Source organism: Candidatus Palauibacter soopunensis (assembly GCF_947581735.1).
Lineage (GTDB): Bacteria > Gemmatimonadota > Gemmatimonadetes > Palauibacterales > Palauibacteraceae > Palauibacter > Palauibacter soopunensis.
Map to the genome: position 1 here is coordinate 132,114 of NZ_CANPVT010000008.1, position 12,656 is coordinate 144,769.

Consider the following 12,656-nt stretch of genomic DNA (forward strand, 5'->3'; position numbering starts at 1 on the left):
GATGGGCCCGGGTTGGGGCATCCGGACCCACGCCTCCCGCGCGGCGCTTGCCTCGGCGCTCGCGGTCATCGTGCTCCCGGCGCCGGCGGTCCCCACGCCCGCGGCCCAATCCCGCGAGCCGCCCGTATCTCCCGATGCGACCTCGGCGATGCGGATGGCGCGCGACGCGCAGCGCGCATTCGAGCACGTCCGGCGCCGCAACTTCCCGCGCGGACCGCTCGTCAACCCGAAATGCGGCGAGGGGATCGGGCGCTTCTGTCTCGTCGAGGGATGGGACGACGACGATTGGGAGCCGGTCCCGGAGGAACCGGAGGTCATGGAGGAGCGGCACGCCCTGATTGCGGTCCTCGACAGCGCGGCCCGGGTCATCCCGGACGACGAGTGGCTCACGGGGCAGCGCGTCGCCTACCGGCTGGAGGCCGGCCGCGCGGAAGAGGCGCTCGCGCTGCTGGAAGCCTGCCGCATGGAGAGTGCGTGGTGCGCCGCGTTGGCCGGATTCGTCCTCCAGGAGCGCGGCCGCTATGCGGAGGCGGAGGCGGCCTTCGAGCGCGCGCTCGGCCGGATGAACGAGGCAGAGCGCTGTGGCTGGACCGAGCTCGGGCCGGTGCTCGACCGCCGGACGCGCGGCCGCTACGAACGCTTCGCCTGCGGAAGCTCGCCGCAACGCGCTGTGGAGCGCTCGTTCTGGCACCTCTCCGATCCCCTGTGGCTCGTGCCGGGAATGGAGCGGCGCTCGGAACACCTCGCCCGCCGCGTCCGCGCGGCGCTCCAGGCCGACGCCGCGAGCCCGTGGGGGATGCGGTGGGGCGACGATCTCACCGAGATCACGCTGCGCTTCGGCTGGCCCGCCGGTTGGGAGCGGGCGCGCCGCCGGTTCGTCGGCTCGCGCACCGACGAGATCGTGTGGTCGCACCGCCTTCCGGGGGCGCAGAAGTTCACCGTGTCCGGCCTCGGGCCTGCGGACGACGGGTCGCTCTGGGACTTGGATGAGCCGGAGGGACGTACAAGCTGGGCGCCGGTCTTCGGCGAAATCGCGAACCTTCCCCACCAGGTGGCCGGTTTTCGACGCGACGGCAGGCGGCAGGTGGTCGCGGCGTTCACTTGGCCCGACTCCCTGCCGTCCTGCGATCTGGAGAGCGGGCTCTTCCTCGCCGACGCCCACGGCGTGACGGCCTCGCGCACCGAGCGGGGCAGCGGGCCGCTCGCCGTCGCGGAGCCCCGGGGGTTCGCGCCCGCCACGCTGGTCGGCGTCGAAGCGCGCTGCGACGAGGGACCCGGCGCCGCACGCGCGCGGATGCCCCTCGCCGATGGCCATCCACTGCTGTCCGACATCCTGTTGCTCGACGCCGGCGGCCCCTCCCCCTCCACCCTCCCGGAGGCGCTCGCCCGCGCACGAGGCGCTCGCACCGCCCGGGCCGGCGAGACCCTGGCCGTCTACTGGGAGTGGTACGGCTCCCCCGCGACGGCGACCGCTCTCCAGGTGACGCTTTCGCTGGCGCGGGAAGGGAAGGGGTTCTGGCGCAGGGCGCTCGAATGGAGCGGTCTCGCCCGCGGCGACACGGAACAGGCGGGCATCCGCTGGCTCGAGTCGGCGACGAATCCCGCCGCCGAGGGCCGTACCGTCGAACTCCGCCTCCCCACCCTCGACGAGGGGCGGTATCGCCTTACGCTTCAAGTCGTTTCCCCGACACACGGGCCGGCCGAATCCAGCGTCGAAATCGAAATCAAGGAGTAGACCCGTGATGCACACCAGGATTTTCACAGCCGCCGTCCGCGGGGTCATTCCCGCCGTCGTTTCCGTCCTCACCGCCGCCGTGCTGGTCTCGGCGTGTGGCCAGGCCGGCGAACGTGCGGAACCGGATGCCGAGGTCACCACCGGGCGCACGCCCCAGTTCGAGAACGAGCACGTGCAGGTATGGAAGAGCGTCATCGCGCCGAACCAGCCGCTCGAGATGCACCGCCACGACAACCCCCGCGCCATCATCGCGCTCAAGGGGGGGACGCTCACCGTCGTCAGCGACGCCGGGGAACGGCGCGACATGACGTGGGAGACGGGCCGGGCCTATTGGCTCGACGCCGATCCTCCGGGCGAACTCCACGGCGACGTGAACCAGGGGTCCGAACCCGTAGAGGTCATCGTCGTACAGTTGAAGGGCGTCGGCGGAACGCCGGACACACCGTGACGGGCCCGCCCCCAGCGTGCATATTCCGCCCCCGCGCGACGACCGAATCGACTCGCAGCCGACACCGGAGGCCCCCATGAACCGCCGCCCGCAACTCTCGCGACGCCTCGGCCCCGTCCTGGCCCTTGCCCTCGCCACGGCCGCGGGCTGCGCACGGGACGACTCATCCCCCGCGGCCTCGACGGCCGCGCTCGAGCCCGATCAGGTGCTCGCAGATTCGCTCATCGGCACCTGGGTCGAGGCCGCGGGCGGGATGGAGGCCTGGCACGACATCGAGTCGGCCCGCTATACGATCACAACAGTGTGGTACGACTCCACCGGAGGAATCCGCCGCATGCGCCCGCGCCGTGTCGAGTACCGGAAGGTCGACGGCGTCGAGCAGACCCGCATCGAGCGCCCCGAGGCCGAAGGCCTCTACGTTCAGACCTTCACGGGCTCCGACATGTGGGCCACGCTCAACGAGCGCCTTCTCGAACCGGGAATCCGCGCCTGGGATGAGTCCGAATACGTTGGCCGGGACGTGGTCTACTGGTTCGGGCTCCCGTACAAGCTCTTCGACCCCGGCGTGAACCGGCGGGCCGGACCGCGGGAAGAGGGGGGATACGAGGTGCGCATCACCTTCGGCGACGGCGTCGGCCTCCAGTCCGGCGACCGCTACTTCTACTACTTCCTCGACGAGGATCCCTGGCCCGAGCAGGTCCACTACATCTCGCAGGGGAGGGGAGAGGAGAGCCGGGCGCGCATGTACTGGGACGGTTACCGGACGGCCGGTGACTTCACGTACGTCATCTCGCGGCTCTACCGGGATACGGAGATGAACCCGACCCGCGAACTCCGCCACGATGACGTGGAACTGAACCCCGTGCTGTCGGATTCCATCTTCCTGCGGCCGGGTTCGTGAAAGCCGGACCCGCGGACCCGAGCCGGGCGGTCGAAGACTACCTGAAGGCCGTCTACAAGCTCCAGCAGGCAGGCGACCCCGTGTCCACGACGGCGCTGGCCGAGGAACTCGATCGCTCCGCGGCGTCCGTCACGAACATGGTCAAGAGCCTGGCGACGCAGGGGCTTCTCCGGCACACGCCATACCGGGGGGTGCTCCTCACGGCCGCGGGCAGGGCGGCGGCGCTGCGGATCATCCGCAGACACCGGGTGATCGAACTGTACCTGATCGAGAGACTCGGCTTCTCCTGGGAGGACGTGCACGCCGAGGCCGAGCGTCTCGAGCACGCCGCCTCGGAAGCGCTCATCGACTGCATGGCGCAGGCGTTGGGGGAACCGTCGATCGACCCGCACGGAAGTCCGATCCCGACGCGCGACGGCGAACTCGAGCACACCGAGTGGATCCCCCTCGCCGAGTTGAAGAGAGGGCGCGGCGTCGTGCGCGAGGTCTCCGACCAGAGTCCGCGGACGCTGCGGGAACTCGCCGCGCTCGGGCTCTTCCCGGGTACGCGCATACGGTGTCTGGGCGAGCGGGCGGACGGCGTCGCCCGTCTCGAAGTGGACGACCGTTCCTTCGACGTCGAGCCCGTCCTCGCGCGCGCCGTCTTCGTCGAACGCGAGTCCTAGCGGGCTTTTACCGCGGGCTGCGGGTCCAGCAGGGCAGGGAGGATCGTTCCGGCCTCGCCACGCAGCGCGGCCGCGGCCACGTCCGTGAGTGCGGTTCGCCGCACGTTGACCTCCATGATGAGCCCGCCGGCCTCGCGCGTCGCGAGCGGAAGCGCGGCGGCCGGGTAGACGACGGCGCTCGTCCCGACGACGAGACACAGATCGGCCCGCTCCGCCAGCCGGCGCGCGCGGTCCAGCAGGCCGGCGTCGAGTGTCTCGCCGAAGAGAACGACATCGGGTCGCCGGAGACCCCCGCACGCGGAACACCGGGGGATCGCATCGCCGAGCGGCTCGGCGGGCCAGCGCGCCTCGCAGAACTCGCACCGGTCGCGACCCACGGCGCCGTGAAGTTCGAGCGGCAGCGCCGCCTCCGGGGGATCCTCTCCCGCTTCTTCGAGCGCGGCGCGCGTGTGGAGACCATCGACGTTCTGGGTCACGAGTCCGGCCTCTCCGCGCCGCAGGAAGAAGCGCGCGAGCGCCCGGTGCCCCTCGTTGGGACGGCACTCGGCGAGCGCCGAGCGCCGCCACGCGTACCACTCGAGCACGGTCCGCGGATCGCGCGCCAGCGCTTCGGGCGTGGCGAGTTCCTCGGGGCGATAGTTCCTCCACAGCCCGCCGGCGTCACGGAACGTCGGAACGCCCGATTCAGCCGAAATCCCCGCGCCCGTCAGCGCGATCACACGCCGGGCTTCGCGCACGAGTCGACGCGCCTTTCGCCATTGACCCTGTTCCATCGTCTCCCGATCTTGTGACCCCGACCTCAACCCGGGCCCGCATGCCGCGCCCGAGCCCGCAGCGCCGCCCCGAAGGACGACGAACCGGACAACGGACGATGAACGCGTGAGCATGAGAATCAAGGCCGAGGGAGACGTGTGGCGGGCGGAGCTCGCCGAGGAAGGAGGGGAGCGCGTCGTCGTGTTCTTCTGCCAGAGCACCGATCAGCGCCCCTACCGGGTGGTTCGCCTGGACCCGGACCGGCACGGCGGGAGCGAAGCTCTGGAGGAGATACCCGAGGAGGAACTCCAGGGGCTGTTCGAGTCCTCGCGTTCGATGGGAATCCCCCGCGACTATCCGACCTACAGCCGGTGACCGCACCCATCGCCGGACGGACCGTCCCGGGGCCCGGAACGGGTCCGTGCGTCGACTTGCACATGCACTCGACCGCCAGCGATGGAACGGTCGCGCCGGCCGACGTGGCCCGGGCCGCGGCGGACGCCGGCCTCGACGGGTTTTCCCTGACGGACCACGACACGACGCAGGGACTCGCCGAGGCGGAGACGGCGGCGCGAGCACTCCGTCTCCGCTTCCTGCCGGGGGCGGAGTTGTCGGCGAACGAACCCGGCCGGTCCGTGCACCTCCTGGCATACGGGTTCGATGTGGCCGATCCCGACCTGCAGGCCTTCCTCTCCCGCTATCGCGAGGATCGGCTGCGGCGCGCACGCGAGATCGTCGAACGGCTGCAGGCGGCGGGAGCCGCCGTGACCTGGGATGATGTCGAACGTCAGGCGGGCGCGGCGGCCCCCACCCGGGCCCACGTGGGCCGGGCGGTCGTGGCCTGTGGGGCGGCGTCCGATATCAACGACGCGTTCCGGCGCTACCTGTCGCGCGGGCGTCCCGCCTTCGTCGGCAAGGAACCGACGCCGCCGAGTGTCGTATTCGATTGCGTACACGCGGCGGGCGGCGTCGTCTGCCTCGCGCACCCGGGCACGATGCACGGCGAGGATGACGTCCGCCGCTGGGCGAGCGAGGGCCTGGATGGCGTCGAGGTCGTCCACCCCGCGAATTCCCCGGCCGTGCAGAGCCGCATGAACGCTCTCGCCGGCGAACTCGGTTTGCTTCGCTGCGGCGGTTCGGACTGGCACGGACCCGACGCGGGCCGGCGGGGTGTTCCCGGATGGGCGCACGTGCCCATGCGCTGGCTGGAAGAGATCGGGCGGCGGTCGTGCCGGAAGACCGATGCGGCAGCCCGCCTGAGGGCCTGAGGCCGGGTCGTGCCAGGTAGAGCCGTGCTAGGTAGAAGTGACGGAGTCGGTTATCTTGAAGAAGATGGACCGCGCCGGGAAACCGACGCGCCGAGTAGCGAAGCGATGCAGGCAAGGGCGGTATGAGCGAAATAGCAGAGGCCACGCGGTCGGCCGAACCCATCGTCACGCTGACGCCCGAGGCGGCCGCCAAGGTCAGGGAGTTCCAGGCCGGGACGGACGTCGAGACGGTCCTGAGGGTGAGCGTGATTCCGGGCGGATGCTCCGGCTTCGAATACGGGCTGGACATGGACACATCGGTGCGCGAGGACGATTTCACCTTCGAGTCCGAAGGGGTGCCCGTCGTCATCGATCCGTTCAGCGCGCAGTACCTGGCCGGCCTTTCCATCGGATACCACAGTTCGTTTCAGGGCACGGGGTTCACGTTCGAGAATCCGAACGCGACCGGGAGTTGCGGCTGCGGGACCTCCTTCGCCGTCTAGCAGACCGTGGCGGAAGCCCGGGTACGCGGGTGAATGGCACGATGCCGTTTCGCGTCGGACTGACCGGCACGGTGGCCGCCGGCAAGAGCGCCGTGGCCGGCCATCTGGCGGAACGCGGCGCCACCGTCATCGACTCCGACGAACTCGCGCGCGAGATCGTGCGTCCGGGATCCCCCGCATACGCCCGCATCCGCGAAGCCTTCGGGAGTGGGGTCATCAGCCCCGACGGGACCATCGATCGATCCTCGCTGCGGGAGGCGGCCTTCGCCGACAAGCAGGCCCGCGAACGCCTCGAAGAGATCTCTCACGCCGGAATCCGTGACCTCCGGGCCCGCCGAATCGCCGAAGCGGCCGCGGCCGGCGTACGCGTGATCGTCGAGGAAATCCCCCTGTTGTTCGAGGTCGGCCTGGAAGGCGACTACGACATGATCGTCGTCGTAGATGCCCCACGGGCGGTGCGCGAGGCGCGGGCGCTCGGGTCCCGAGGCTGGACCGCGGAGGAATTCGCCGCCATCGATGCCGCGCAACTTGCGGCGTCGGAGAAACGGCGTCGGGCCGACCGCGTGCTCGACAACCGGGGCGATCCCGCGGAACTGGATGACGCCGCGCGCGGACTCTGGCGGGAGATCCTCCGGGCAGCCGGCGAGGGCGGGCCTTGACCGTATCCTCGATGTCGCCGGCTCGTGCGAAGGCGCTCGAAGCGATCCGGCGCCGCCTGCGCGACGCCTCGTCCGTCGTGCTCACCACCCATGTGAACCCCGACGGCGACGGCATCGGCAGCATGGTAGCGCTGGCATCCCGACTGCTGCGGCACGGAGCCGAGGCCACGATCGTCACGCCGAGCCGGCCGCCCGCCTCGCTGCGATTCCTCCTCAGCGACATCCCGGCGCTCGTCGAAGAGGACCCGGCGGCGGCGGACCCGCTGAACGCAGCCGACACGATCGCCATCCTCGACACCGCCGAGCCGAAGCGTCTCGGCGGGCTGCCCGAGCACGCCGAGCGGACGGGAGGCGTCCTGATCGACCATCATCCGCCCGTGGGGTCTCCGCTCGTGAGACCGGAGATCCGCGATCCCTCCGCCTGTGCGACGGGTGAACTGGTCTACGATCTGCTCTCCCTCGACGACGAGGGACTGACGCGCACGGAAGCGGAGGCCATTTACGCGGCGATCTCGACGGATACGGGCTCATTCCGTTTCTCGAACACCTCCCCCCGCGCGCACGCGATCGCGAGCGTGCTGCTGGAGACGGGCGTGGACACCGGTGCGCTGTACCGTGAGCTGTACGGCGTGTACAGCCGGGGGCGGCTGGCCCTCATGCGGCTGGCCCTCGAGGGTCTGGAAGTCGATCCTCGCGCCCCCATCGCGTGGATCGCGCTGGACCGCAGGGCCCTGTCGAGGACGGGCGCGAGAAGCGAGGACATGGAGGGCCTTGTCGAGTTCCCGCGCCGGCTCGCGGGCATGGAGGTCGGACTCCTCTTCCGCGGCCTCGCGCGCAATCGAACGAAGGTGTCGCTGCGTTCGAACGGGGAGGTGGACGTGTCCGGTGTCGCGCAACTCCTCGGCGGCGGCGGACACGCGAAGGCTTCCGGCGTCCTCGTAGAACTCGACCTGGACGAGGCCGTGCGGGTTGTGCTGGATGCGTTGCGCCCGCTCGTGGAAGCGGCCGTCGCCTCGGAAAAGGACCGGTAGCGCCGGGCGCGTGCCGGGCTCTTCGAATTGCCTCCATCCGGGACAGCGGCGTATGTTGCGGAGGTGCCGTGCGTTCGGGGCTGCCGGTAGCGGGGCCCAGGGTGGGGATTCGGCGGGGAGGGTGAGATGGACGCGAAGGTCACGAAGGATATGCCGCGCGCAGCGAACGGGGTCGTGGATGATCCGGGTTCTCGCGCGGCACGGCTCGGCGACCTCGGCCGGCGCATCCCTCCGCCCCGCATTGCCGATGTCTGGCTGTTTCCGCCGCTCCCCCAGCTCGAGGATTCCTCCGAGTTCTTCCTCTTCACGAGCATCCTCGAGGACGGCGGGCGTGCCCTCTACAGCGCCCGCATGGTGCCGGCCAACGGCACGCCCGCCCACCAGGTGGTTGTGGAGCACGGACGGGCGCCGGCGAACCGCGTGCCCGGTCTGGTGGCCGGCCTGCAGCGGCGACTTGGACAGCCCTCGGCCGTCCGTCACGTACCGATCGAGGGTGACGGCGCGCGCTGGGAAGCGCTCCTGGAACAGTCGCGGGAGGCGGATGCCTGCGTTGATCCCGCCGCACAGGGTCGTTAGCTTCGGCGAATGCGAGGATCGGCCGCGAAGGCCGAGCGATGGCCCGTTCCCGACGGTGTGATGGTCAAGTGAGTCCTCCCGAAGCTCCACGCCGAGGCGTGTCCCGAGAAGAGTTGCGTCGCGCCCTGGAAGCCGGTGGACACCGGTTTACGACCCAGCGCGCGGCCGTGTATCGCGTGCTCTCCGGCACGTCCTCGCACCCGACCGCGGACGACGTCTTCACCTCGGTGCGCGAGCGGATTCCCGACATCAGTCTCGCCACGGTCTACAAGGCGCTCGAGGCGTTCGTGACCTGCGGGGTCGCGCGCAAACTCTCGCTCGGCGTAGGTCCGGCGCGCTACGACGGCCGAACCGATGATCACGAACATATCCGCTGTCTCTCCTGCGGCCGCGTGCAGGATATCGAAGGCCTGCGTCCGCGCGACTGGATGGAGGGTCTGGCCGAAATGACGCCGTTCAATGTCGTCGGCTACCGGCTCGAGCTGGAGGGCTACTGCCCCGACTGCCTGCACTGAACGAGGCTGATCTGCCCCGCACCCTCACGGGGCACGCCTGGACGGATCGCCACAACTTCCTCGATCTCCCGCCCGAACTGTGCCGTTGGGAAACGGCGGGCGCCGTCATCCTCCCCATCCCCTACGAGGCGACGACGAGCTGGGGGACGGGTACGCGCGACGGTCCGGCCGCGATCATCGAGGCGTCGCGCTACATCGAGTGGTATGACGAGGAACTCGACCGCGAGCCGTACGAGGTCGGCGTGTGCACGCTCCCGTCCATAGACCTCGGCACGGCCGGGCCCGAGCCCGCGATCACGAGGCTGCGGGCCCTGTACGACGATCTGCTCGAGGCCGCGGGGGACCGGTTCGTCATCGGACTGGGCGGAGAACATTCGATTTCCAGCGCTCCGGCCATCGCGTGGGCGGAGCGACTCGATGGCGACGTCACGATTCTTCAGTTCGACGCGCACACCGACCTCAGGGATCGCCACCACGACTCTCCGTGGAATCATGCCTGCGTCATGCGCCGGGTACTCGAGCACCGGTCGAGCGGCGCGAACCGGGGAAACGCGGCGGATATCGTGGCGGTCGGGATCCGCGCGCTCACGCGGGAGGAGCGGGACGTCATCCGCGAACACGGGATCGAAGTCGTGTTCGCGCATGAGATGCGCCGGCCGGGCTGGATCGAGCGGGCGGTGGAGGCGCTGGGGGAGAACGTCTACATCACGTTCGACGTGGACTTCTTCGATCCGTCGCTGATGCCGGCCACCGGCACGCCGGAACCCGGGGGTGGAAGCTGGTGGGACGCACTGGATCTGCTCTCCCGGGTCTTCGGCGAGCGCAACGTGGTGGGCGCGGACATCGTGGAACTCGCCCCCCGGCGGGGCGAGGAGGCCTCGGCCTTCACCGCGGCGAAGCTCGCCTACAAGATGATCGGGTTCTGGTCGGAGTACCGGTAACCGGGGGTCGCCGCCGCGGTCAGGCGCTCGCGACGCGCCGTTGCTCGATGCGCTCGAGTTCCTCGGCCACGAGCTGGCGGCGAAGCAGGCGCGCGTAGACGCCGTCGGCCGCGATCAGATCTTCATGGTTGCCGCGCTCGACGAGGCGTCCTTCGTCGAGGACCAGGATCACGTCGACAGTGCGCACCGCCGACACGCGGTGAGAGACGATGATGGAGGTGCGCCCGGACATGTATTCGCGCAGCGCCCCCAGGATCGCGGTTTCCGTCTCCGAATCCACGGCCGACAGGGCGTCGTCCAGGATGAGGACGGGCGCATCGCGGTGGACCGCCCGGGCCAGCGTGGCTCGCTGCTTCTGTCCGCCCGAGAGGTTGATGCCGCGCTCGCCCAGGCGCGTGTCGATCCCGTCGGGAAGGATGGCCAGCGTCTTCTCCAGTTGCGAGACGGCGAGCGCGCTGCGGAGTTCGTCCGAGACCGGCTCTCCCGCGTCCTTCCCTCCGCGCTGGAGTTCGATGTTCATCCTCAGCCGCATGCTGAACAGGAACGGCTCCTGTGGCACGAAGGCCATCGAATCGCGCAGCGAACCGAGGTCGAGTTCCCGGATATCCACGCCATCCAGACGAATCGTCCCCGCCGTCACGTCGTAGAGACGGGGGATGAGCGCGGCCAAGGTGGACTTGCCGCTCGCGGTTGCGCCGACAATGGCGACCGTCTGCCCGGGTTCGATTCGGAAGGAGATGTCCCGCAGCACATCGCGCTCAGTCCCCGGATAGCGGAAGGAAACGTCGTCGAACTCCAGCGCGCCCCGCACCGACGTGAGCGAGACCGGCGACTCCGGGTCCCGGACAGCGGGCACGATATCGAACAGTTCGTTGAGGCGGCCCATCGAGGCGGCGCCGCGCTGGAAGAGGTTCGTGACCCAGCCGAGCGCGATCATGGGCCACATCAGCATCGTGAGGTAGAAGGAGAAGGCGACGAAATCGCCGAGGGTGATGGTGCCGCGGACGACCTGTCCGCCCCCGAACCACAGTACGACGACCGCGCCGACGCCCGCGAAGAACATGAGTGACGGATGGAACAGCCCCCACACGCGGGCGAGGGAGAGATTGCGCGATTTGTAGTCCCGGTTGAGGGTCTCGAAACGTCGGGTCTGAGCCTCCTCCCGCACGTACGCCTTCACGATGCGGGTCCCCGCCAGATTCTCCTGGGCGAAGTTGGAGATCTCCGAGAACTGGGCCTGGATTCTCTCGAAGCGCTCATGAATCTGTCGGCCGAAGATGAACACGATGGGGGGGAGGACGACCATCGGGATCATCGCCCAGAGCGTGAGCATGGGATCGATCCAGATCATGAGCCCGAGCGCCAGCGTCGCGACGGTGGCCGTGTTCACCGCGTACATGATCGCAGGGCCGGCGACCATGCGGACCGCCTGGACGTCGTTCGTCGAGCGGCTCACGAGGTCGCCCGTGCGCCAGGCGTCGAAGAACTGCGGCGGGAGCCTGAGGAGGTGCGCGAAGAGGGCGCTCCGGATATCCGTCTCCATGCGGCGGCTCAGCCCGTTGAGGAGCTTGCGCATCCAGAATCTCGTCGCGCCGGCGACGACGGAAATCGCCGTGAGCACGAGAGCATAGCGCAGGATGAGGTCGGACCGGAGTTCCCTTTCCAGCGCGTCGACCGCCATCTTGAGCACCCATGGGCCCGCGACCGTGAACAGGTTGCTCACGATCACGAGCGTAAGCCCGGCCGCAATACCCAGGCGGTACGGGCGGAAGTAGGGTAGCAGCGCTCTGAGCGATCTCAAGATGTCTCCGCGGGAGTCGGCCGGGCGTTTATTTTGCGGGAGCGCACCGTTCGAACGTATGCGCGGGTTGAAGGCCGTACAACGACACACGGGAAGGAACAGGATGGAACGGACGACGTCAGCGATGCTCGTCGCGCTCGTTGCGATGACCCCGATGGTCTTGGGCTGCGCGCCGGAAATCGGCCCGGGAGCGGCGGGGAGCGGGGACGCGAACGAGGCGACGGCGGAGAGTGCGGTGCCCGCTTCGCCCGTGCGGCGAACGCCGGCTCCGCCCGTGGCCGGGAGGGCGGTGGCCGAGCCGGGCGGCGCGCCCGAAATGACGTATACGATGGTGACGGTTCAGACCGGCGCGGAGCTGGAGGTGGAACTCCTGGATCCGATCCGGCCGGCCGACCTTCGGCCTGGGGACGCCTTGAAGTTCGGCGTGACGCGGCCCTTGATCGAGAACCAGATGGTCATGGTGCCACTGAACTCGCTGATCAATGGTGAGATCACCGCGGTCGAGGCCGCGGCTGAGGGCGGGGACGACGATGAAGCCGCCGAGGCCGGCGAACGCGTGATGGTGAAAGTCCGCTTCGTCGATGTCTTCTTCAACGGCGAAGCCTGGCCCATATCGGCGTCCGTGGTGGAGATCCTGCGGGGGCCGGGAGGCGGCGCGGCGGCCGCAGGGGTGGCCCGCACGAATCTGGGCCGCGTCCTCGCCGGTGGCCGCCAGGGCGCGGTCACGGGCGCCGCGGCAGGAGCCGTGAGGGGTTCTGCCATCCTCCTCGCGGCCGACGAGGCGGAGCCGGCACTGCCGGTCGGGACGATCCTCCGGCTGCGGCTGGACGAGCCCCTGGTGTTTGGACTCCCGAACATCTGAGGACGGAAGCCCACGCCGG

At 69.8% G+C, this 12,656-nt stretch carries 15 protein-coding genes; 13 read left to right on the plus strand and 2 right to left on the minus strand.

The window, feature by feature from the left end:
• Position 1: 1 nt before the first annotated feature.
• From RN901_RS04630 to RN901_RS04645, 4 genes are all read left to right on the plus strand, one after another.
• The gene (locus RN901_RS04630; RefSeq protein WP_310756446.1) at positions 2 to 1,735 is read left to right on the plus strand and encodes a hypothetical protein; all 1,734 of its coding nucleotides are present in this window, start codon (positions 2 to 4) and stop codon (positions 1,733 to 1,735) included.
• A gap of 7 nt (positions 1,736 to 1,742) precedes the next feature.
• Entirely contained in the window at positions 1,743 to 2,183 is a 441-nt protein-coding gene (locus tag RN901_RS04635; RefSeq protein WP_310756448.1) for a hypothetical protein, read from the plus strand.
• Between the two features lie 76 nt (positions 2,184 to 2,259).
• Complete coding sequence (locus RN901_RS04640) at positions 2,260 to 3,084, plus strand: hypothetical protein (RefSeq protein ID WP_310756450.1); 825 nt, start codon at positions 2,260 to 2,262, stop codon at positions 3,082 to 3,084.
• On the plus strand, positions 3,081 to 3,749 hold the full coding sequence (locus RN901_RS04645) for a metal-dependent transcriptional regulator (protein ID WP_310756452.1): 669 nt from the start codon (positions 3,081 to 3,083) through the stop codon (positions 3,747 to 3,749). Before RN901_RS04640 ends, RN901_RS04645 begins: the two co-directional genes overlap by 4 nt.
• On the opposite strand, the gene RN901_RS04650 is transcribed toward RN901_RS04645, so the two are convergent.
• Positions 3,746 to 4,522 (minus strand): NAD-dependent deacylase, encoded by a 777-nt coding sequence (locus tag RN901_RS04650; RefSeq protein WP_310756454.1) that lies wholly within the window; start codon positions 4,520 to 4,522, stop codon positions 3,746 to 3,748. The two genes, RN901_RS04645 and RN901_RS04650, sit on opposite strands and share 4 nt — an antisense overlap.
• A gap of 106 nt (positions 4,523 to 4,628) precedes the next feature.
• Here RN901_RS04650 and RN901_RS04655 point away from each other — a divergent pair, with 106 nt between their 5' ends.
• The 8 genes from RN901_RS04655 (at position 4,629) to speB (ending at position 9,974) form a co-directional block, all read left to right on the plus strand.
• Entirely contained in the window at positions 4,629 to 4,877 is a 249-nt protein-coding gene (locus RN901_RS04655; protein WP_310756456.1) for a hypothetical protein, read from the plus strand.
• A gap of 62 nt (positions 4,878 to 4,939) precedes the next feature.
• Positions 4,940 to 5,770 (plus strand): PHP domain-containing protein, encoded by an 831-nt coding sequence (locus tag RN901_RS04660; RefSeq protein WP_310756458.1) that lies wholly within the window; start codon positions 4,940 to 4,942, stop codon positions 5,768 to 5,770.
• Positions 5,771 to 5,892: 122 nt separating this feature from the next.
• Positions 5,893 to 6,252: an iron-sulfur cluster assembly accessory protein gene (locus RN901_RS04665; protein WP_310756460.1), complete on the plus strand. Its 360-nt coding sequence runs from the start codon at positions 5,893 to 5,895 to the stop codon at positions 6,250 to 6,252.
• A 41-nt stretch (positions 6,253 to 6,293) separates the two neighbouring features.
• On the plus strand, positions 6,294 to 6,911 hold the full coding sequence (gene coaE / locus RN901_RS04670; protein ID WP_310756462.1) for a dephospho-CoA kinase: 618 nt from the start codon (positions 6,294 to 6,296) through the stop codon (positions 6,909 to 6,911).
• A complete protein-coding gene (locus tag RN901_RS04675) occupies positions 6,908 to 7,942 on the plus strand; it encodes a bifunctional oligoribonuclease/PAP phosphatase NrnA (protein WP_310756464.1) in 1,035 nt (344 codons plus the stop codon). The genes coaE and RN901_RS04675 overlap by 4 nt, the downstream gene beginning before the upstream one ends.
• Before the next feature lie 126 nt (positions 7,943 to 8,068).
• On the plus strand, positions 8,069 to 8,518 hold the full coding sequence (locus RN901_RS04680) for a hypothetical protein (protein WP_310756466.1): 450 nt from the start codon (positions 8,069 to 8,071) through the stop codon (positions 8,516 to 8,518).
• Positions 8,519 to 8,631: 113 nt separating this feature from the next.
• On the plus strand, positions 8,632 to 9,033 hold the full coding sequence (locus RN901_RS04685) for a transcriptional repressor (RefSeq protein WP_310756468.1): 402 nt from the start codon (positions 8,632 to 8,634) through the stop codon (positions 9,031 to 9,033).
• 77 nt (positions 9,034 to 9,110) lie between these two features.
• The gene (speB, locus tag RN901_RS04690) at positions 9,111 to 9,974 is read left to right on the plus strand and encodes an agmatinase (protein ID WP_310756911.1); all 864 of its coding nucleotides are present in this window, start codon (positions 9,111 to 9,113) and stop codon (positions 9,972 to 9,974) included.
• A 19-nt stretch (positions 9,975 to 9,993) separates the two neighbouring features.
• On the opposite strand, the gene RN901_RS04695 is transcribed toward speB, so the two are convergent.
• Positions 9,994 to 11,775 carry an ABC transporter ATP-binding protein gene (locus tag RN901_RS04695; RefSeq protein ID WP_310756470.1) on the minus strand — a complete coding sequence of 594 codons (1,782 nt, stop codon included), beginning with the start codon at positions 11,773 to 11,775 and terminating at the stop codon, positions 9,994 to 9,996.
• Positions 11,776 to 11,878: 103 nt separating this feature from the next.
• Between RN901_RS04695 and RN901_RS04700 the strand changes: the two genes are divergently transcribed.
• Positions 11,879 to 12,637 (plus strand): hypothetical protein, encoded by a 759-nt coding sequence (locus RN901_RS04700; protein ID WP_310756471.1) that lies wholly within the window; start codon positions 11,879 to 11,881, stop codon positions 12,635 to 12,637.
• The last annotated feature ends 19 nt before the right edge of the window (positions 12,638 to 12,656 follow it).

What these genes read in the sequence shown, in the direction of transcription:
- RN901_RS04630 (WP_310756446.1), top strand. Translation starts at nt 2, where the DNA reads ATGGGCCCGGGTTGGGGCATCCGGACCCACGCCTCCCGCGCGGCGCTT.
- RN901_RS04635 (WP_310756448.1), top strand. Translation starts at nt 1,743, where the DNA reads ATGCACACCAGGATTTTCACAGCCGCCGTCCGCGGGGTCATTCCCGCC.
- RN901_RS04640 (WP_310756450.1), top strand. Translation starts at nt 2,260, where the DNA reads ATGAACCGCCGCCCGCAACTCTCGCGACGCCTCGGCCCCGTCCTGGCC.
- RN901_RS04650 (WP_310756454.1), bottom strand. Translation starts at nt 4,522, where the DNA reads ATGGAACAGGGTCAATGGCGAAAGGCGCGTCGACTCGTGCGCGAAGCC.
- RN901_RS04660 (WP_310756458.1), top strand. Translation starts at nt 4,940, where the DNA reads ATGCACTCGACCGCCAGCGATGGAACGGTCGCGCCGGCCGACGTGGCC.
- RN901_RS04665 (WP_310756460.1), top strand. Translation starts at nt 5,893, where the DNA reads ATGAGCGAAATAGCAGAGGCCACGCGGTCGGCCGAACCCATCGTCACG.
- coaE (WP_310756462.1), top strand. Translation starts at nt 6,294, where the DNA reads ATGCCGTTTCGCGTCGGACTGACCGGCACGGTGGCCGCCGGCAAGAGC.
- RN901_RS04680 (WP_310756466.1), top strand. Translation starts at nt 8,069, where the DNA reads ATGGACGCGAAGGTCACGAAGGATATGCCGCGCGCAGCGAACGGGGTC.
- RN901_RS04700 (WP_310756471.1), top strand. Translation starts at nt 11,879, where the DNA reads ATGGAACGGACGACGTCAGCGATGCTCGTCGCGCTCGTTGCGATGACC.